Below are 20,094 nucleotides of genomic sequence, written 5' to 3' on the forward strand. Positions count from 1 at the left end.
CGGATCACATGGGATATATGGCGATGAGGATTGGCAGATGCATCATTCTTTCCTGAAGACCCGCATGCGGGTTGGGGTTTTGGTTGGCACAAGCGCGCTGGCGCTGGCCGCGTGCGGCGATCGACCGCTGGACTTTGATCTGCGCGGCATCGGCGGCGGGTTCAGCACGGCAGAGGCCGCAACCGGCCCCCTGGCTAATCGGCCCCGTCCCGACAACCGCGGTGTGATTTCCTATCCCAACTACCAGGTCGCTGTGGCCCGCCGGGGTGACACGCTGGTCGATGTGGCCGCGCGCACTGGGCCTTGATGCCGATACGCTGGCGCGTTTCAACGGCATCGACCCTGACGTGCCACTACGCAAGGATGAGGTGATCGCCCTGCCCAGCCGGGTGGCCGAACCCTCACCGGCAACGGGGGCTGCGGGCACTGGCCCGATCCAGCCTGTTGATATCACCTCACTTGCTGGCAACGCCATTGACCGCGCGCCTGCCACGCCTGGGGTTGAAACCGCCTCCTTGCCGCCCGCCAGCGCTGCATCCTCGGTGCAAACCGGGACAGAGCCGATCCGCCACAAGATCGAACGCGGAGAGACCGCCTATACCGTGGCCCGCCTTTATAACGTGCCGGTCAAAGCGCTGGCTGAATGGAACGGGCTTGGCGCGGACTTTGCGGTGCGGGAGGGTCAGTTCCTGCTCATTCCCGTGGCCAAGCAATTGCCACCCCAGCCTGAGACCACGCCCGCGGCGACCGCTGAACCCAGCCTGCCGGGCACCGGATCGCCCACGCCCACACCCCCTCAGCCGCCACGCCGCTGCCCGAGGATGAGGCACCTGCCCCGGCCCCCGAAGCAACTGAGCCTGTCGCAGATGTGGGTGAGACGACCAAACCTGCGCCCGCGGCAAAGTTGGTCACCCCGGTGGACGGCACCATCATCCGCGGCTACGCCAAGGGCCGCAACGAAGGAATCAACATCAAGGCGCCCGCTGGCACGGCCGTCAAAGTTGCCGATGGGGGCACCGTGGCCGCCATCACCAAAAGCGCTGATGGCATTCCCATCGTCGTGGTGCGCCACGCCGATAACCTGCTGACCGTCTACGCCAATGTCACCGACGTTTCAGTGGCCAAGGGTGACAGTGTCTCGCGTGGGCAGGCAATCGCGAAACTGCGCGGCGGTGGCGACAATTACGTGCATTTTGAAGTCCGCCAAGGTTTTGATTCCGTCGATCCCGCCCCATTCCTCGACTAAAGCATTTCAGCGGGCACGCCGAGCACAGCACACAACCCTTTGAAATTGTTCATTTAAACTGGGAAACCTTACGCGCATCGCGCGGCAGCAGTCCTGTTGTGCCCGCCCCAAAGGGTTTGGCCACAAAATGGTCACAATTCGCCATTCTTTGGCCATGTTTCCAGTCTAGAAACAATCCCAACGCAACCTATACGGTTATAACGGACGCTCCCCACCGCTCTGGGGACAAAAGCAAGGTACCGAGGGTTCAAGTAGTGCCATTTGTCCGGCACCGCCAAGGCTGCGTAACATCGCCGCGCGCACGCGCAGGCAGCCCTCCAAAGGCAAAGCCGCCATCCTGTCCTCCCCGGGGTGGCGGTTTCACGTCAGCGCAGTGCAACGCCCTTGCGCCCTGCCAGATCAACGAAATACTGCCACGCCACCCGGCCCGACCGTGAGCCGCGCGTGGCCTGCCATTCCACCGCCTCAGCCCGCAGCGTATCCGGGTCAATCTGCACCCCATGGGCATCACAATAGCCTTGGATCATCGCCAGATATTGGTCCTGATCACAGGCGTGAAAGCCCAGCCACAGCCCAAACCGGTCCGACAGAGACACTTTCTCTTCCACCGCCTCTGCTGGGTTGATCGCAGAACCACGCTCATTTTCGATCATGTCGCGGGGCATCAGATGACGACGGTTGGATGTGGCGTAAAGCACGACATTCTCAGGCCGCCCCTCAATCCCGCCATCCAGCACGGCCTTGAGGGATTTGTAATGCGCATCGTCATGGCCAAAACTCAGGTCGTCGCAGAACAGGATAAACCGCTGCGGTGCGCCGCGCAGCAGGTTCAGCAACCGGCCCACGGTTGGCAGGTCTTCGCGCTGCAATTCAACGATCTTCAGCGCCTCATGTGACGCTTGCACATCAGCATGTATCGCCTTGACCAGGCTTGATTTTCCCATGCCCCGCGCACCCCAAAGAAGCGCGTTATTGGCAGGCAACCCTGCTGCGAATTGGCGGGTGTTTTGCAACAGCGTATCGCGCGCGCGTTCCACGCCCAAAAGCAGGGCAAGATCGACCCGGCTCACCTCGGCCACAGGCTCCAGCCGGTCAGGCTCGGTGTGCCAGACAAAGGCCGCAGCCGCATCAAAGTCAGGGGCGCTCAGCGGCGCCGGAGCCATCCGCTCCAGCGCCGCCGCGATGCGGTCCATGGGATCGTCGATCACTTGGCGTCACCTTCCGGCTCATGATCGTCCATCAGATCGTCGTCATCGTAATAGCCTTCGGCCCGCAGCTGCGCTTCGCGCTTGTTCTCAACCCGCTTCACCAGTTGGATCGAAATCTCATAAAGGCCGTAGACCACCACAAAGAGAATCAGCTGGGTGATCACATCGGGCGGCGTTACCAAAGCGGCCAGCACCAGGATGCCCACCATGGCATATTTGCGAACGTTGCTCAGACCTTCGGATGAAACCAGCCCCGCCTTGCCCATCAACGTCAGCAAAACCGGCAGCTGAAAGCAAAGACCAAAGGCCATGATGAACTTGAGCGAGATATCGAGGCTCTCATTCACCTTGCCGAAAAAGGTAATCGTGGGGCCTGAGCTCGCCTCAACCGCCTCAACCGTCCCCCCTGTCGCAGTGGACAGCAGGTTGGTCACAACAGAAGACGCATCCGCAAACCCCAACAAAAAGCTCATCGCCAGTGGGGTGACCACAAACTGGGCAAAGCTGGCGCCCAGCAAAAACATCACCGGTGAGGCGATCAGGAAAGGCAGGAACGCGTTCTTTTCATTGCGGTAGAGCCCCGGCGCCACAAAGCGCCACATCTGATAGCCGATGATCGGAAACGCCAGCGCAAAGCCGCCCACCATCGACACGCGGAAGAGCGTGAACAGGTATTCTTGCGGGCTGGTGAACTGCAGCGCGGGGTTTTCATCGCCCAGACTGCGCAGGGTCTGCACCACCGGGTTCAGCAAGAAATTCATCACATGCTCTGCAATGAAATCCCCGTTGATCGGGATGAAAAAGAACGAAATGGTCACAAACAGCGCCAGCACTGAGCGGATCAGTCGCGTGCGCAGCTCTGCCAGATGCTCAATCAGCGGCGCAGAGGAGGCATCAATTTCGTCAGTGTCGTCTTGAGCGCTCATACTTTACTCTTTTTTCGCGGCAGGCGTGGGCACTTTGGCCTCAAGCTCGTCTGCCTTGGCCATCGCCTCAGCCGCTTCGCGTTGCTTGCGTTCAGCCTGCGCCCGGGCGGTTGCTGCCTGGATCTTGGCGGCATCCTCAGCGCGCTTTGCGGCCAGTTTGCCCGTCTCGCTGTCAGGATCGACATCCGCCAATGAGCTTGCCGCCGATTTCACACTGTCCATCGCCGTGCCCACAGGGTTGGTGGCCGCTTTGAGCGATGAATTGATCGAAGACGACATCTCGCGCATGCCCGACTGATCTGCGGCATCGTTCATGGCAGAGCTGAACTCACGCGCCATGCCGCGCGCCTTGCCCACAAACTGACCGACACGCCGAAACAGCACAGGCAAATCCTTGGGGCCCACCACAATGAGCGCCACAATGCCAATCACCAAAAGCTCGGCCCAGCCGAGATCGAACATGACTTACGCCTTGTCTTTTGGCTTGTCAGCCTCGGCGACCACTTCGGCCTCAACAACGTCGGCCTGCTCAGAAATCTCTTTGTCGCCTTCGTTGATGCCGCGCTTAAAGCTGGTGATGCCCTTGCCCACTTCGCCCATCAGGCTTGAAATTTTTCCGCGCCCAAACAGCACCAACACAACAATGGCAATCAGCAGAATGCCCGGCAGTCCGATATTTCCCAGTCCCATGATAAACTCCCAAATAGGTTACAAGGCCGATGCGCGGCCCCTCTTTCAGTCTTTGGTTTAGGCATTGCTGCGGACGCATCAAAGCGCGGAGCGGCAAAATTGGCCCGTCCCGCGCGGAAAAATGTAACCAGATCAGCCCTTGCCGCACTCAACTGACAGGTTTATGTCAGTTGGACCCCTCTATGTCGGTCCCACACATGACCAAAGGAGTTCATCATGTCACAGACCGATACCACCGTTGCCGAAATCGTCACCTTTCGCCTGATCCCAGGCGCAGATGCGGCCACCTTTGTGGCCCATGCCCGCGCGTTGGAGCCGAAACTGCGCGCCACGGGCCAGATGCTGGCCCGCACGCTTTCAGCCGATGAGAACGGCACCTGGACCGATCATATCATCTGGACCAGCCAGCAGGCCGCCAAAGCGGCGGCAGAGCAGATCATGGTCGATCCAGACGCCGCGCCCATGATGCAGATGATAGACCCCAACGGCGTCAAGATGCGCCATGCCCAGATCCATTACCAACAGGAGTAGACGTGCGCCGCACAGACCGGCTTTTTGACATCATCCAAATCCTGCGCGACGGCAAATTGCACCGCGCGCAGGACATTGCCGCGCGGCTGGAGGTGTCCACCCGCACGATCTATCGCGACATGGAAACCTTGATGGCCTCTGGCGTGCCGGTCGAAGGGGAACGCGGCGTGGGCTATATGATCACCGAAGCGATCAGCCTGCCGCCGCTCACCCTGAGCGTCTCAGAGCTTGAGGCGCTGAACCTGGGGCTGGCCATTGTCGGTCAAGCCGCCGATGACACCCTTAAAGCGGCGGCTGAGACCCTGGCCGACAAGATCGACGCGGTGCTGCCCGCCCAGACCATTGCCGAGGCTGAGGCGTGGAAATTCGCGGTCTATCCCTTTGCCGATCCGACCCGCAACCTGACACATATGCCGCTGCTGCGCTCTGCGATCAAAGCGCGCCAAAAGGTGCGGCTAACCTATACCTCACGCGAAGGTGCGGTGACGGGGCGGGTGATCCGACCTTTGCACATGGAATATTGGGGGCGGGTCTGGACGCTGACCGCCTGGTGCGAGCTGCGCGCAGGCTTTCGCGTGTTCCGGCTGGATTTGATTGAGACGGCAGAGGCATTGCCGGATCTTTTCGTCGAAGAGCCGGGCAAGCGGTTGGCCGATTATGTGCCGTGAGCGGTGGTATGTGGGGCGGACCGCTGAGGCCCTCAGCCCCAGGGGCTGAGGGATTTCTTATGGGGGCTTTGCCCCGTCGGCCTGAAAGGCCGCCTCCCCAGAATTATAAGGGAAAGATGAAGCGCTCAGCGCAGGCGCCAGCCGGATTGCTTGGGCAAGAACGCCTCAACACTGGCTTGGGCGATCACGATGGTTTCGTCGCCTGCGGGGACGTTGAGACCGCCCATGACGGCGGTCACGGTGGCTTTGCCGCGCGGCAGTTTGGCCTCAAGTGCTGCGATGTCGATCGCGCCCGGGTCCTGCACGGCCACGGTGACCTGCACCTGCATCTCAGCGTGGTTGAGGCCTGTGACGCCAAAGAGCGGCAGCGAGGAATGGCGCAGGGCGTCTTCGATCGCGCGGGCGGCGGCTTTGGTGTAATCCATGCCGTGCAGATCGTTGCCCATGCCCATTTCGATGATCACGCGGTGCATCTGATCAGTCATCTTTCCGCTCCATGTCAAAGCCAACGGAGAGGGCGACGTTTGCCATCACCGTGGGGTGGCCTGCGCCCTCTTGTCCCGCGGGGCGCGGCACGTCGAGCCCGCCCTTATGCAGTTTGACCGTCACATTGCCGTAGGGAAAGACAGCCTTCAGCGCCTCAACGTCAACGGCATCGGGCTGCTGCACGCCCACGTCGAGGGTGATTTGCATGTCGGTCTTATCAAAACCGAAAAGCTCAGCCAGGTTGATCGAATTGTGCCACAGCGCGTCGCGCACCGCGCGTTCCGCAGCTTGGGTGTAATCCCCCCGCCGGAGCGAGGACCCCATGCCAAATTCGACCAAAAGCGGTTCAGCCATCCCTATGCTCCTTCGTTATTAAGTTCGTTGTTAGGGTCAGGACCCACTAATTTAGCGCCACTGGTTTGACAGATTTTTCTCGTGACAAGGCACAGCTGCGCAGGAACTCTAGTTGAATTTCAAGCAGATGTAACACAGCTCACGGGGAAAATCCGTCAAATCCGAAGGACGTCAAAACCGCTTCCTTTCAGCGGCATGAGCCATTTGCAATGAACCCGTTCGTCGCGGACATGTCTCAAACCACTGAAACTTCGCGGTTTTGACGCCAGTGGTGCGAAATTAGTGGGTCCTGATCCTAAGACTGCGCAAAAACAAAGCAGCGGTCGCGCGGAATGGTCAACCACATCACAGCACCCGGCTGCGGCAAGAAGACATTGGGCACGGTGGCTCTGAGGACAGAGCCGTCATGATCCATCACAAACTCCACCAGGCTTTCGGATCCCATGAACCGCGCGCGTTTGACCACCGCGCGGGCGGCGGTACCGTCTTTGGTGGTGGGATTGGGGCCTTTGCCGCCCCTGTCAAAGTCGATCCGCACATGTTGGGGGCGAAAGACAATCTGCACGGCTGTACCATCCGGCATGCCGGGGGCCAGGAACTGACCAAAGGCGGTTTGGGCCAGCGCGCCCTGCACCGTCGCTGCAATCACATTGGCATCTGAGAAAAAGGCAACAGCGTCGCGGTCATGCGGGCGGGTATAGACGTTATAGGGCGCGCCTTGTTGCACGATCTTGCCGTCGCGCATCAGCGCGATTTCATCGGCCATCCGCATCGCCTCTTCCGGCTCATGGGTGACCAGCAGAACGGCGGTGTCTTCTTCTTTCAGGATGCTGAGGGTTTCATCGCGGATGCCGTCACGCAGCCGGTTGTCGAGGCCCGAGAACGGCTCATCCATCAGCATGATGCGGGGCTTTGGGGCCACCGCGCGGGCAAGCGCCACGCGCTGCTGTTCGCCCCCCGACAGCTGATGGGGATAGCCATCAATGAAGCGCCGCAAATCAACCCGGTCCAACAGCTCTTCGACACGCGCACGTTTGCTGGCGCGGCTGCCTTTCAGGCCGTAGCCCACGTTGTCGGCCACCGACAGATGCGGAAACAGCGCGAAATCCTGAAACATCAGCCCGATCTCACGTCGTTCCGGCGGCACGCGGGTCACTGTGTCACAGATCAGCTTGCCATCGACATAGATCTCACCGCTGTCTTGCATTTCCACACCTGCGATCATCCGCAAGGTGGTGGACTTGCCACATCCAGACGGCCCCAAAAGACAGGTCACCTGCCCCGGCATGATGCGCAGTGAAACGCCATCCACCACCGCGCGCCCGTCAAAGGAGCGTCGCAGGTTCTTGATTTCCAATCGCGGCGTGACGGTCTGCATGAATATCCGATGGTTTTGCTCAGGCTGCAGCTATCAGCCAGGCCGCGTCCCTGCAAGCGGGGGAATGACGCAACCCCTCAGGCCAAAAGCTCAAATGCCGCCCATGCGACATCCAGGCCATTCACCTGCAAGGTGATCTTATGCGGCCCTGGATGCAGCGTGAAGGTGGTGGCGTCGCCTTTGAGGAAATGCTGTTTGCTAAGCCGCAGCGGCGTGCCCGCTTTGATCTGAGCCATCTTGAGCTTAAAGACCTTGTCCGCAGGCACGCCACTGGGCCGCGCAAAGGTCAGCCTGTAATCCACCATCACCGGCAGATCGCTCTGTGCCTCCAGCAGGCAGCTGACGGGGATTTTCTCACCGATGTGGAACGCCGCGCGGCCCAGATCCAGCGTGCCGGTCACCTTGACATCCATGCGGTAACCCAAGAGTGCCAATGCGTCCGGATGCCCATCCTTGACCAGGGTGCGCAGCGCGTGGCGCGTCATCCAGGCAAGCTCTTTTGGGCTTTGCCGGCCTGCCTTTGCCCAGTCTTGCAGCAGGCCGATCACAACATCAGGTTCCGTTTTGGCAATGTCGTTGAGGTGATTGGCCACAGACCGGGTAACAAAACGCGTAGGATCTGCGTGCAACCGGTTCAAAAAGGGCAGACGCTGCGCGGTGCTGAGCGTGACCGCCTTGGCCCAAGGCAGCTTCGGCCGGGTGCCTTCACTGACCAGGCGGCGCACGTGGTAATTGTCATCGGCCGCCCAAAGCGCCAGCCGGGCCAGCGTTTCTTCTGGCCACCGGTTGAGAAAGGCGCGGATGTAGAACTCCATTGAGAACCGCTGCGTCGCCTCATAAAGCAGATCAAGCGCCCGGTCGCGGTGCTGCTCTAGGCCGTGGCGAACCGCAAGAATACCCGGCAAGGCGTTGATAAAGTGACCAAAGTCATCGTCTTTCAGGGTCGGATCCAGCCGCGGGGGCAATGCGGCGGTCAGCTGATCGGCCATCGTCGGGAAATCGTGGGCCAACTGCCCTTCCAGGCAATCGGCCATCCAGTCCAGCCGGGCCATCAGCTCACGCGTGGGAAATCCCGCCAGTGCTTCGTCCGTAAAGCGGTCCGCGTCAAAGCCGGGCACCGCACTGGGCAAAGGTTTGGGCCAATTGACCCACGGTGCCAGCATGAAACAGATGATCTTTGAGCGAGAATTTCTCCGCCATGCCGCCCGCGCGCCTCTACATCGTCAGGTTCGTCGCACCACCATCCAGCAGGATGCTTTGGCCCACGATAAAACCCGCATGTTGCGAACAAAGAAAGGCGCAGGCCTGCCCGAACTCTTCTTTGGTGCCGTACCGCCCTGCCGGGATTGTCGCTGCGCGCTCAGCGCGGGCCTCATCAAGAGAGATGTTCCGCGCCGCCACAACACCCCCGTCCAGCGCATCCGCGCGGTCCGTGGCGTGAATGCCTGGCAAAAGGTTGTTGATCGTCACCCCCTTGCCCGCCACCTGACGCGACGTGCCTGCCACATAGCCCGTCAGGCCCGTACGGGCTGAATTGGACAGGCCCAAGACGCCGATGGGCGCGCGCACAGATTGCGAGGTGATGTTCACCACCCGGCCCCAGCCGCGCTCCATCATGCCGGGCACCAGCGCTTTGATCAGCGCGATCGGGGCCAACATGTTGGCATCCAGCGCCTTGATGAAATCTTCGCGGTCCCAGTCGTGCCACATGCCCGGAGGTGGGCCGCCTGCGTTGTTGACCAGAATATCCACGTCCTCAGCAGCGGTGATAACAGCCGCCTGCCCTTCTTGCGTGGCGACATCTGCGGCAACGGTCGTAATCTCAACCCCGTAGGTGGTGCGCAGCCGGTCCGCAGCGGCCTGCAGCGCATCCGCCCCCCGCGCGTTCATAACCAGATGCACGCCAGCCTCCGCCAGCGCCTCAGCACAGCCCAGCCCCAACCCTTTGGAGGACGCACAAACAAGCGCCTTTTTCCCAGCAATCCCTAAATCCATGGCATGATTCCTTTCCTCTTTGCCCCAGAGGTAATGCACTTTGAGGCCAAGGTTAATCGAAAGCAGCCGGGCCTTATTGCGCCCATGCATGAGGTGAAGCCAAAGACAGCAAGCATTGGAACACCCATCCTGGCCCCTTTAGGCAAATCTTAAAACAACTGCGGTGTAGTTTTGCATGGCTTCCAAAACGCAACCGCCCCTCGCCCATAGCACCTTGCAGGTGCCGATCCTGCCGTCCGCTCAGTTTCGGGTGATCCGGGGGGCCAACGAAGGCGACGGGCTTTCCTTTGCCACGGAGCTGACGCTGGATGATATCTATGCCCTGACACCCGATGCCACCCAGCAAGACATGCAACTGTCCTGCCGCCCGGATGGGCATTTTGAACGCGCAGGCATGGGCCCCTCTGCACCTCTGGTGTTGGACAGCATCCTTAGCTTTATGTCGCCCACAGGGCCTGCGGCAGACATCATGGTGTTGGTCGCACTTGATGCGCAAGGCTATGTGGATGAGGTGCTTGCCAGCCCGCTCACCCCCTTGAAGCCGCGCACGGAATACCAACTGATGCGCATTGACCGTAAAACCGCCCGCCGCCGGGTGGCACAGCACGGTGCGGCGTTCTTTCACAAAGGTACGTTGATCACGCTGGGCTCCGGCGCGCAGGCCCCTGTGGAAAACCTGCGCGCCGGCGACCGGTTGCTGACGCGGGATGACGGCGTGCAACCGCTGTGCTGGGTGTCGCGTGACACCCTGCGCGCCACGGGGCCGCTGGCCCCTGTGACCATCGCCACAGGCGCGCTCAACAACAGCGCGCCTTTGACGGTCAGTGCCGCGCACCGGTTGTTTGTCTACCAACGCACCGATCACATCGGCGCAGGCCAGGCCGAGGTGCTGATCGCCGCCCGCGATCTGGTCAATGGAACCACGGTGACCCAGGCCACGGGGGGCTTTGCCGATTACGTGCAGCTGGCGTTTGACCGCCAACAGATCGTCTTTGCCCAGGGCATCGGGGCCGAAACCACGCGCCTGGACACCCGAACGCAGCCCATCCTGCCCCAAGCCCTGCACCACGTCTGGACAGAACGCCCCGGCGGCTTGGGCCGGGTGCTGGACCGTCATCACCTGCCCGCCGCAGACGCCATCACCAAATTGCAAGCCGCAGCCTTTGGCGCACGCGCCTAAGGCGTGCGCAATGGCTTGCCTCAGCCGATCAGTCAGGTATGTGTATCCGCCAACAGATCCGCTCTGAAAGTGCGCTGGATCTGAGGTTTCATTGACTTAGGATCGCCCCGCAACATGCTGGACAATAACACAAATCGCCCAGAACTCCCGCCCGAGATTGCGCGGCGGCGCACCTTTGCGATCATCAGCCACCCGGATGCTGGCAAAACCACACTGACGGAAAAATTCCTGCTCTTTGGCGGGGCGATCCAGATGGCGGGCCAAGTGCGCGCCAAGGGCGAAGCCCGCCGCACCCGGTCTGATTTTATGGCGATGGAAAAAGACCGCGGCATCTCTGTCTCCGCCTCTGCAATGTCGTTTGATTTCAGAGAGTTCCGGTTCAACCTTGTGGACACCCCCGGCCACTCAGACTTCTCGGAGGACACCTACCGCACGCTCACGGCGGTGGACGCGGCCGTGATGGTCATTGACGGCGCCAAAGGGGTGGAAAGCCAGACCCAAAAGCTGTTTGAGGTCTGCCGGATGCGCGATCTGCCGATCCTGACCTTCTGTAACAAGATGGACCGCGAAAGCCGGGATGTCTTTGAGATCATTGATGAGATTCAGGAAAACCTGGCCATTGACGTCACCCCGGCCAGTTGGCCCATCGGGATCGGGCGCGATTTCATCGGGTGCTACGACATCCTGCGCGACCGGCTTGAGCTGATGGACCGCGCAGACCGCAACAAGGTGGCCGAAAGCATCGAAATTAACGGGTTGGACGATCCAAAGCTGGCCGAACACGTGCCAGAAAACCTGTTGAGCAAACTGCGCGAAGACCTTGAAATGGTGCGTGAATTGCTCCCACCGCTGGATGCCGAATTGATGGCCGAAGGCTCACTCACCCCGATCTGGTTTGGCTCTGCCATTAACTCTTTCGGGGTCAAGGAACTGATGGACGGTATCGCCAACTATGGGCCTGAGCCTCAGATCCAAACCGCCCAACCCCGCCAAATCCTGCCTGAGGAAAAGAAGGTTGCGGGCTTTGTTTTCAAGGTCCAGGCCAACATGGATCCTAAACACCGCGACCGTGTGGCTTTTGTCCGCCTGGCCTCGGGTCATTTCACGCGCGGCATGAAGATGACCCATGTGCGTACGAAAAAGCCAATGGCGATCAGCAACCCGGTGATGTTCCTCGCCTCCGACCGGGAGCTGGCGGAAGAGGCTTGGGCCGGAGACATCATCGGCATTCCCAACCACGGCCAATTGCGCATCGGCGACACGCTGACCGAAGGCGAGGCGCTGCGCGTCACCGGTATCCCTTCATTCGCACCAGAACTGCTGCAAGGGGTGCGCGCGGGCGATCCGTTGAAGGCCAAGCATCTGGAAAAAGCGCTGATGCAATTTGCCGAGGAAGGTGCCGCCAAAGTCTTTAAACCCTCCATCGGGTCGGGCTTTGTCGTGGGTGTTGTGGGCCAGTTGCAGTTTGAGGTGCTGGCCAGCCGGATTGAGCTGGAATACGGCCTGCCGGTGCGCTTTGAAGCCTCACAGTTCACCTCCGCCCGCTGGGTGAGCGGTGACAAGCAAGCCGTTGAAAAGTTTACAGATACCAACAAACAGCACATTGCGCACGATCATGACGGCGACATCGTTTATCTGACCCGCCTGCAGTGGGACATTGACCGGGTTGAACGCGACTACCCGGATGTCAAACTGACCGCTACGAAAGAGATGATGGTGTGATGCCCAGCTGGGGGCTTGCGGCCACCATCAAGGCCCCTGTCGCTGAAACCCTGCAGTTCGCCGCCTATCATCTGGAGGCAGGCGCACACCGCCTCTACCTCTATCTGGACGATGCGAACGCTGAGACCTACCGCCACCTCAAGGCGCACCCGAAAATCCGGCCCGTGCTGTGTGATGACAGCTGGTGGCAGGGCAAACGCCCCAAAAAGCACCAGGTGCGGCAAAGCCAAAACGCAACCCATGCCTACTCTCGTAGATCAGAGGTGGACTGGCTGATCCATATGGACGTGGATGAGTTTCTGGTGGCCCCCAAAGGCATCAACGCTGTGCTGGCCGCTCTACCCGCCGACCAGGTGCTGGCGCGCATTCGCCCCATGGAACAGCTTGCCGGGGACGGGACGCATTTCAAGGCGTTCATCCCCAATGGCCCGGCCCGCACCAAAACGGTCGCCGCCCTTTACCCAACCTTTGGGGACAAGATCAAAGGCGGGTTTCTGAGCCATCTGGCCGGTAAGGTGTTCCTCAGAACCGGCCTGCCGGATATCAAGGTGCAGATCCACAACTGCTTTCAGGCAGGCGAGATGTTGACAGGCCCTGAGGATACAGACGGCATCGATCTGGCCCATTGTCACGCCAAAACTTGGGAAGACTGGCTGCACGCCTTCACCTTTCGCATGCAAAAGGGATCCTACCGCGATGAGCTTGCGCCCAACAAACCCGCAGCCCAGGGGGCGTGACGCTACACGCCCTTTTCACGGACCTGCACGCGCAGAACGGTGAGCCGGGATTGCGCCGCTTTTTCGATGAAGTGGTCGCCGACAGCCCCGATTTGCGCGAAAGACTGGCGGCCCTGGGTTTCCTGCGTCGCGCTAATTTGGGCCTAAATACCACATTGAACGCTCATTTTCCGGGATATCACCCATAAATTGCGATTGGTTTGACGCCCGCACGCCAAGTTGCTATGCGAACCACATATCGCGGCAGAGGCCGCCACTGGGCCATGCGGGCCGATATAACAGACGCAGCGGGCCAAGTCAGTGTCCGCCAAAATCGGACACATATGACAAAGTTCTCTGATCTAAAGCTCAGCCCCAAAGTCCTTAAAGCCGTTGACGAAGCGGGCTATACCGAACCCACCCCGATCCAAGCCGGGGCCATCCCCCCCGCCCTTGAAGGCCGCGACGTTTTGGGCATTGCCCAGACCGGCACCGGGAAAACCGCAAGTTTCACGCTCCCGATGATCACCGCCCTGGCCCGTGGCCGCGCTCGCGCGCGCATGCCGCGATCGCTGGTGCTCTGCCCCACACGGGAATTGGCCGCACAGGTGGCGGAAAACTTCGACACCTATTCCAAATACGTAAAGCTGAGCAAAGCGCTGCTGATCGGCGGTGTGTCGTTCAAGGAACAAGATCTGCTGATCGACAAAGGCGTGGACGTGTTGATCGCGACACCGGCCGCCTTCTCGATCACTTTGAACGCGGCAAGCTGATCCTGAATGACGTGAAGGTCATGGTGGTGGATGAAGCCGACCGCATGCTCGACATGGGCTTTATTCCCGACATCGAACGCATCTTTGGCCTGACGCCCTTTACCCGCCAGACGCTGTTCTTCTCAGCCACCATGGCCCCCGAGATTGAGCGGATCACCAACACTTTCCTCAGCAACCCTGAGCGGATTGAGGTTGCCCGTCAGGCGACCACGAACAAGAACATCACCCAAGGCGTGCTGACATTTAAAGCGTCCCGCAAGGACCGTGAAGGCACCGAAAAGCGCAAAGTGCTGCGCGCGCTAATCGATGGTGAGGGTGAGAAATGCACCAACGCGATCATCTTCTGCAACCGCAAGTCAGATGTGGATATCGTCGCGAAATCGCTGAAGAAATATGGCTATGACGCCGCCCCGATCCATGGCGATCTGGACCAAAGCCAGCGAACAAAAACGCTTGATGGCTTCCGCGAAGGCAGCTTGCGCTTCCTGGTGGCCTCTGATGTGGCCGCGCGCGGTCTTGATGTGCCTTCGGTCAGCCATGTGTTTAACTTCGACGTGCCCAGCCATGCCGAAGACTATGTGCACCGCATTGGCCGCACGGGGCGCGCCGGGCGCGATGGCACGGCGATCATGATCTGCGTGCCGCGCGATGAGAAAAACCTCGCTGATGTGGAAAGCCTGGTGCAGCATGAGATCCCGCGTCTGGACAACCCGCTGAAATCTGCCGCACCGGCAGAGGCAGAGAGTGCTGAGACCAGCGAAAAGCCCAAGCGCAGCCGCTCACGCAAACGCAAGAGCGATGAGACACCAGAGGCCGCAAAGCCCGAGGCGGTGGAGACAACGGCGGCCAGCCCTGCTGCGCCTGCGGAACAGACACCCGAGGCACCGCGCGCAGAGAAACCAAGATCAGACCGGCGCAGCAACAGCCGTGGTGGCAAAAGCGGCGGCAGAAGCAATGACCGGGGCGGCCACAACAAGGTTGTGGGCCTAGGCGATCATACGCCAGACTTCATTGGCCTTAGCTTTGCCGACCGTCATTAGGGCGCAAGAGCGATCACCTACTCGCCCCCAGTCGTCTTCCAAAACGGCTGCCTTGGTCCAAGACAACCAAGTGCCCGAATAATGGACATTTCAGCGCGCTAAAAGCGCTGGAAAAGCAAATCTGAGCGCACTCCTAAAACGCCACGCGCATTCTGACACGGCACTCTATGCGCCGCCTGTCCTTTTCCCTCAGCGATGCATTCAAATTAACATGCCCTCACCAAATACGCCCCACCGTTGGAACACACCACAAGCCCCTCACATCCCGTCCCCACGCCTAAAGGGAACACCAACCTCCCCTTCATCTTTCCAATACAACTCCTGAACCGTCCTCGCCCCCCGACGCGACGCCCATGGTGTTCTCCAAACCCCGCCTCAACACGTCGAAGCCCACCTGTCCCCGCGGGGACGGATGGGCTTTTTCGTTCAACACCAAGAGCTTAGGCGCGTGTTTACCCTTAAGTAGGGATTTGCATCCGCGCCGCCGCCCCCTGCTTAGCTTAGCCGGCTGACCACCACGGTGACTTCCGGCTTTTTGCCAATCTCTGACATCGCAGAGGACCGCGCCAAGCGGCGCAGCTCTTCGTTGAGCTTGTTGTCGTCACGCAGGGTAGCGGCCTTGGCACGGCCCAGAAATTGGTTCAGGTCTTCTTCCAACACCTCAACCAAGGGCGCATTGCTGCTGCCCTGCTCGGGCAGGCCCATGCAATCGACCCACGGCTCGCCCAGCGGCTCGTCCTCTTCATCCAGGATCACGGTGACGGTGATGTGCCCGTTCAGCGCCATGCGGATGCGGTCACGCACCACGCCGTCCAGCGCACCAACCTGCACAGAGCCATCGATATAGGTGCGCCCCGTCTCAATGTATTCGGTGACCTTGGGCTGGTTGCCGGACAGGTCAATCATCATCCCGTTGACGGCCAGCACCGAATTCAGCCCGCGATCATTGGCCAATTTGGCATGGGCGCGCAGGTGGCGGTGTTCGCCGTGCATCGGGATCAGCACCTGCGGTTTAACCACATCATGCAGGGTTTCCAGATCGGGACGGTTGGCGTGGCCAGAGACGTGGTATTTGCCGCCATTGTCATCCACCACATCCACGCCCAGCTCTGAGAATTGGTTCATGATGCGGATCACGCCGCGTTCATTGCCGGGGATCGTCTTGGAGGAAAAGAGGAACATATCGCCCTCTTGCATCTCAATCCCCTGATACTTGCCCCGCGCCAATTGGGCTGAGGCCGCGCGGCGTTCGCCCTGGCTGCCGGTGACCAGCATCATCAGGTTTTCGCGCGGAATGGCGCGGGCGTCTTCGGGGCTGACGGTCGTGGGGAAATCGGTCATCACGCCGGTCTCCAGCGCCGCATCCACCATCCGTTTCATGGCACGGCCCAACAGGACGATGGAACGGCCCGCCTTGTCGCCCGCCACGGCCAGGGTTTTCACCCGTGCGACGTTAGAGGCAAAGGTGGTCGCCACGACCATGCCGGTGGCACTTGAAACAAGCTCTTCGATGGCGGGCCCCAAGGTCCCTTCTGAGCGGCCGGGTTCAGGCGAGAACACATTGGTGCTGTCGCAGATCAGCGCTTTGACACCGTCTTTGCACACCTCAGCCCAAAGCTCCGGGTCAAAGGGTTCGCCCACCCCCGGTGTGTGGTCAATCTTGAAATCGCCTGAATGGATCACGCGGCCCTCAGGGGTGTCGATCACCAGTGCAGAGCTTTCTGGGATGGAATGCGAGATCGGCAGGAAGCTGACCTTGAAAGGCCCCGCCTCAACCACCTCGGGCCATGCGCTGACGACATTCACCGCATCATCGGGGTGGCCGTGTTCGGCCATCTTGCGCTGCGCGATGTTAGCGGTAAAGCGGCGGGCATAAACCGGCGCTTGCAGCTGGGCGTAGGTATGGGCGATGCCGCCCACGTGGTCCTCATGGGCGTGGGTGACAAAGACCGCCTCAATCTGGTCGCGCCTCTCACGCAGCCAGCTGATGTCCGCGATGATCAGGTCCACCCCCGGAGAGCTGTCCATGTCAGGAAAGGCCACGCCGATGTCCACAACGATCAGCCGTTCTTTGCCGGGGGCCCCATAGCCATATACATAGGCGTTCATGCCTATTTCACCTGCCCCGCCAAGGGGGAGGTAGATTAATCTTTCACTGCTCATAAGATCAGGTGTTGTCCTTGTTATATGCGTGGATGACGGTCAGCCCGTGCATCGTTAGGTCGTCTTCTATGACGTCAAATAAGTCTTCGGTCTGGGCAAACAGAGGGGCCAGCCCGCCTGTTGCGATAATTTTCATGTCTTGGTCGCGTTCCGCCTTGATGCGTGCGCAGATCTCTTTCACCAGGCCGACATAACCCCAAAAGACGCCCGACTGCATGCAAGCCACGGTGTTGGTGCCTACTACACGTTGCGGTTTGGTAATGTCCACATGCGGCAGGGCCGCCGCGGCCATATGCAGCGCTTCCAGGCTCAGGTTCACGCCAGGGGCGATGACCCCGCCTACATATGCGCCATCATGGCCTGCGACGTCGAACGTGGTGGCGGTTCCGAAATCCACCACGATCAGGTTGCCGCCGTGCCGGTCATAGGCCCCTGCGGCATTCACGAGCCGGTCCGGCCCCACCAGCGTGCCCTGATCGACCCGTGGCTGCGTGGGCAGCAGGCAATCAGGTTTGCCCACCACATAAGGGCGGCAGCCATAGTATTGGTCGGCAAAGACCCGCAGGTTGAACACCACGCGCGGCACGGTGGACGAGATGATCACATCCGTGATCTCAGGCTCAATCCCGTGGTGTTTCAGCAAGGTCGAGAACCAGGTGAAATAGGCGTCCGAGGTGCGGGCATGATGGGTGGAGGTGCGGAAGGTGCACAGAAACTGCCTACCGTCCCAGATGGAAAAAACCGTGTTGGTGTTGCCGCAATCAATGGCCAAAAGCATGGCGCGACCCTCCTTTAGAAATAGACATCCGCCGCTGTGATCGCCACGCGGCCCTGGGCGGTTTGCAAGATGAGGTTACCCGCTGCATCCACATCCTCAAAGGTGCCGGTGGTTTCATCGCGCATGGTGCGCGCGGTGATGACCTCGCCCAGTTTCGCGGCCTGTTCAAGCCAGGCCTGGCGGATGGGGGCAAAGCCGTAGGTGGTGAACTGCGCCTCCAGCGGGGCATAGGCGGCGGCCAGCGCATCCAGAAAGTCAGGCGGTGTGATGTCCAGACCCAGATCGCCCCTCAGGCTGCGGGGGGCAGCGCGCCGGGTTCGACCAACGCGGGATCGGGCGCATGGGCCAGGTTCACCCCGATGCCGATGATCAGGTGATCGCCGCGCGTCTCAAGCAGGATGCCCGCCAGCTTGCCGCCCTGCAGCAGCACATCGTTGGGCCATTTGAGCTGGAAGGCCTCTGGCCTGCCGGTCACTGCGACACATGCATGATAGAGCGCAAGCGAGGCCACGAAGGAGCGCAGGGCGGCGATGCCCGGCTCTTCGCGCCGCTCCAGGATCAAGGTGCCTGCGAAATTGCCACGCGGGGTGGACCAGGCCCGGCCCCGGCGACCACGGGCGGCGGTCTGTTCTTCCGCGACGATCCAGGTGGGGCCGGTCAGGCCGGGGGCCAGGCGCGCGGCCTCTGCCAGGGTGCTGTCCACGCTGTCGTAGACATGGCGCGTATAGCCCAAAGGCCAGCCGCTCATGCCGCTGGCCTTTTTGGCGGGTAGAGTGTTTGCATTAAGCTCAGTTGACCAAGGCCCCAGCGGCCACTTGCGCGGCCCCTTCAACGCCAAACATGTTGATGATGCCCAGCACCATGATCAGTGCAGAGGCGGTCAAAAAGATCGGCAGCACGCCGCCTTTGGGGTTGTCCAACTGATCTGACCGGTCCTCACCAAAGTACATGAAAAAGACGATGCGCAGATAGTAGTAGGCCCCGATGACAGAGGCGATCACGCCCAGGATGGCCAGCCAAGCCAGACCCGCATCATAGGCCGCGCGCAGCACGTAAAGCTTGCCAAAAAAGCCCAGCATCGGCGGCACACCGGCCAGCGAGAACAGCAGCACCAGCATCGCCAGAGCGCGGCCCGGGTTCAGCTTGGCGTACATGTTCAGCGCGCCGATGTCAGAAATGGGTGCACCGTCCTTTTCCATCATCAAGATGAAGGCAAAGGTGCCCACGTTCATCGTCACATAGATCGCCATATACACCAGCATCGCCTGCACGCCAAAGGCGGTGCCTGCCGCAAGACCCATGAGTGCGTAGCCCATGTGCGCGATGGAAGAGAACGCCATCAGACGTTTGATGTTGGTCTGGCCAATCGCGGCCACAGACCCCAGGAACATCGACAACACTGAGAGCAGCGCCACAATCTGCTGCCAATCGCCTACCGCATTGCCAAAGGCGTCATGCAACACACGGGCGAAAAGCGCCATAGCGGCCACTTTGGGGGCGGTGGCAAAGAAGGCGGTTACGGGCGTGGGTGAGCCTTCGTAGACGTCAGGCGTCCACATGTGGAACGGCACTGCGGAGACTTTGAACGCCATGCCTGCAATCAGGAAAACGATGCCCAGCAACAGGCCGATAGAGGTATTGCCGTCTTGCGCCGTTGTGATGATGCCGGAGAAAAGCGTTGTGCCAGAATAGCCATAGACCAGTGACGCGCCATACAGCAGCAAGCCAGAGCTGAGCGCGCCCAGCACGAAGTATTTCAGACCCGCCTCAGTAGAGCGCACAGAGTCGCGCCGCAAAGAGGCCACCACATAAAGCGCCAGCGATTGCAGTTCGAGGCCCATGTAAAGCGCCATCAGATCGCCCGCGCTGACCATCATCATCATGCCAACAGCACTCAGCGCCACAAGCACCGGATATTCAAAGCGCAACATGCCACGTGTGCGCATGTAGGCCTCAGACATCACCAGCACGGCTGCGGCTGAGAAAAGGATCGTCACCTTGGCAAAACGGGCAAAGCTGTCTTCGATGAACATGCCGCCAAAGGCTTCGCGCGTCCCCTCGCCCGTCATCATGATCCAAAGGCCAAGGGCCACAAAGACGGCAGAAGTGACCCAGACCAGCAGCGTGCCCATCCGGTCTTTGGTGGTGTAGACAGCGACCAACAGACCGACCATCGCGAAAAGCGACAGCAGGATTTCTGGCAGGATCACATTGAGGTCAGCGGCAATCATCGCGATGTC

At 60.5% G+C, this 20,094-nt stretch carries 17 protein-coding genes and 3 pseudogenes; 7 read left to right on the plus strand and 13 right to left on the minus strand.

Annotation, left to right across the window (positions count from 1 at the left end):
- The first annotated feature begins 37 nt into the window (after nt 1–37).
- A pseudogene (locus ACZ1HM_RS12830) lies at nt 38–1,246 on the plus strand (peptidoglycan DD-metalloendopeptidase family protein).
- A 365-nt stretch (nt 1,247–1,611) separates the two neighbouring features.
- On the opposite strand, the gene ACZ1HM_RS12835 reads toward ACZ1HM_RS12830, so the two are convergent.
- Genes ACZ1HM_RS12835 through ACZ1HM_RS12850 form a run of 4 tightly spaced genes read right to left on the minus strand, consistent with a single transcriptional unit; the run spans nt 1,612 to nt 4,070 of the window.
- On the minus strand, nt 1,612–2,454 hold the full coding sequence (locus ACZ1HM_RS12835) for an ATP-binding protein (protein ID WP_472743111.1): 843 nt from the start codon (nt 2,452–2,454) through the stop codon (nt 1,612–1,614).
- Nucleotides 2,451–3,380: a twin-arginine translocase subunit TatC gene (gene tatC / locus ACZ1HM_RS12840; RefSeq protein ID WP_472743112.1), complete on the minus strand. Its 930-nt coding sequence runs from the start codon at nt 3,378–3,380 to the stop codon at nt 2,451–2,453. The genes ACZ1HM_RS12835 and tatC overlap by 4 nt, the downstream gene beginning before the upstream one ends.
- 3 nt (nt 3,381–3,383) lie before the next feature.
- Nucleotides 3,384–3,842, minus strand: coding sequence for a Sec-independent protein translocase protein TatB (gene tatB, locus ACZ1HM_RS12845; RefSeq protein WP_472743113.1), 459 nt, complete (start codon nt 3,840–3,842; stop codon nt 3,384–3,386).
- Nucleotides 3,843–3,845: 3 nt separating this feature from the next.
- Nucleotides 3,846–4,070, minus strand: a complete 225-nt coding sequence (locus tag ACZ1HM_RS12850; RefSeq protein ID WP_472743114.1) for a twin-arginine translocase TatA/TatE family subunit — start codon at nt 4,068–4,070, stop codon at nt 3,846–3,848.
- A gap of 216 nt (nt 4,071–4,286) precedes the next feature.
- Between ACZ1HM_RS12850 and ACZ1HM_RS12855 the strand changes: the two genes are divergently transcribed.
- Both ACZ1HM_RS12855 and ACZ1HM_RS12860 read left to right on the plus strand, forming a co-directional pair.
- Nucleotides 4,287–4,601, plus strand: coding sequence for a hypothetical protein (locus ACZ1HM_RS12855; RefSeq protein WP_472743115.1), 315 nt, complete (start codon nt 4,287–4,289; stop codon nt 4,599–4,601).
- A gap of 2 nt (nt 4,602–4,603) precedes the next feature.
- Complete coding sequence (locus tag ACZ1HM_RS12860) at nt 4,604–5,269, plus strand: helix-turn-helix transcriptional regulator (protein WP_472743116.1); 666 nt, start codon at nt 4,604–4,606, stop codon at nt 5,267–5,269.
- 125 nt (nt 5,270–5,394) lie between these two features.
- Here the strand turns inward: ACZ1HM_RS12860 and ACZ1HM_RS12865 are convergent, their stop codons facing one another.
- The 5 genes from ACZ1HM_RS12865 to ACZ1HM_RS12885 form a co-directional block, all read right to left on the minus strand.
- Entirely contained in the window at nt 5,395–5,754 is a 360-nt protein-coding gene (locus ACZ1HM_RS12865; protein ID WP_472743117.1) for a Lin0512 family protein, read from the minus strand.
- A complete protein-coding gene (locus ACZ1HM_RS12870; RefSeq protein ID WP_472743118.1) occupies nt 5,747–6,109 on the minus strand; it encodes a Lin0512 family protein in 363 nt (120 codons plus the stop codon). Before ACZ1HM_RS12870 ends, ACZ1HM_RS12865 begins: the two co-directional genes overlap by 8 nt.
- 295 nt (nt 6,110–6,404) lie before the next feature.
- Nucleotides 6,405–7,487, minus strand: coding sequence for an ABC transporter ATP-binding protein (locus ACZ1HM_RS12875; protein WP_472743119.1), 1,083 nt, complete (start codon nt 7,485–7,487; stop codon nt 6,405–6,407).
- A gap of 77 nt (nt 7,488–7,564) precedes the next feature.
- Nucleotides 7,565–8,650 (minus strand): DNA alkylation repair protein, encoded by a 1,086-nt coding sequence (locus tag ACZ1HM_RS12880; RefSeq protein ID WP_472743120.1) that lies wholly within the window; start codon nt 8,648–8,650, stop codon nt 7,565–7,567.
- A 52-nt stretch (nt 8,651–8,702) separates the two neighbouring features.
- Complete coding sequence (locus tag ACZ1HM_RS12885) at nt 8,703–9,482, minus strand: SDR family oxidoreductase (RefSeq protein WP_472743121.1); 780 nt, start codon at nt 9,480–9,482, stop codon at nt 8,703–8,705.
- A gap of 175 nt (nt 9,483–9,657) precedes the next feature.
- Here ACZ1HM_RS12885 and ACZ1HM_RS12890 point away from each other — a divergent pair, with 175 nt between their 5' ends.
- From ACZ1HM_RS12890 to ACZ1HM_RS12905, 4 genes and pseudogenes are all read left to right on the plus strand, one after another.
- Nucleotides 9,658–10,662 (plus strand): Hint domain-containing protein, encoded by a 1,005-nt coding sequence (locus ACZ1HM_RS12890; RefSeq protein WP_472743122.1) that lies wholly within the window; start codon nt 9,658–9,660, stop codon nt 10,660–10,662.
- Nucleotides 10,663–10,776: 114 nt separating this feature from the next.
- Nucleotides 10,777–12,384: a peptide chain release factor 3 gene (locus ACZ1HM_RS12895; RefSeq protein WP_472743123.1), complete on the plus strand. Its 1,608-nt coding sequence runs from the start codon at nt 10,777–10,779 to the stop codon at nt 12,382–12,384.
- Nucleotides 12,384–13,121: a glycosyltransferase family 2 protein gene (locus tag ACZ1HM_RS12900; protein ID WP_472744617.1), complete on the plus strand. Its 738-nt coding sequence runs from the start codon at nt 12,384–12,386 to the stop codon at nt 13,119–13,121. Before ACZ1HM_RS12895 ends, ACZ1HM_RS12900 begins: the two co-directional genes overlap by 1 nt.
- Before the next feature lie 323 nt (nt 13,122–13,444).
- Nucleotides 13,445–14,913, plus strand: a pseudogene (locus ACZ1HM_RS12905) (DEAD/DEAH box helicase).
- Nucleotides 14,914–15,408: 495 nt separating this feature from the next.
- On the opposite strand, the gene ACZ1HM_RS12910 reads toward ACZ1HM_RS12905, so the two are convergent.
- The 4 genes and pseudogenes from ACZ1HM_RS12910 to nuoN all read right to left on the minus strand — a co-directional run bounded on the left by ACZ1HM_RS12910 (nt 15,409) and on the right by nuoN (nt 20,085).
- A complete protein-coding gene (locus ACZ1HM_RS12910) occupies nt 15,409–17,076 on the minus strand; it encodes a ribonuclease J (RefSeq protein ID WP_472743124.1) in 1,668 nt (555 codons plus the stop codon).
- Between the two features lie 4 nt (nt 17,077–17,080).
- The gene (locus tag ACZ1HM_RS12915) at nt 17,081–17,854 is read right to left on the minus strand and encodes a type III pantothenate kinase (RefSeq protein WP_472743125.1); all 774 of its coding nucleotides are present in this window, start codon (nt 17,852–17,854) and stop codon (nt 17,081–17,083) included.
- 14 nt (nt 17,855–17,868) lie between these two features.
- Nucleotides 17,869–18,602 (minus strand): annotated as a pseudogene (locus tag ACZ1HM_RS12920) (biotin--[acetyl-CoA-carboxylase] ligase).
- Nucleotides 18,603–18,642: 40 nt separating this feature from the next.
- Nucleotides 18,643–20,085: an NADH-quinone oxidoreductase subunit NuoN gene (gene nuoN, locus ACZ1HM_RS12925; RefSeq protein ID WP_472743126.1), complete on the minus strand. Its 1,443-nt coding sequence runs from the start codon at nt 20,083–20,085 to the stop codon at nt 18,643–18,645.
- Between the last annotated feature and the right edge of the window lie 9 nt (nt 20,086–20,094).

It is taken from the genome of Sulfitobacter sp. GN1-4, assembly GCF_055693825.1.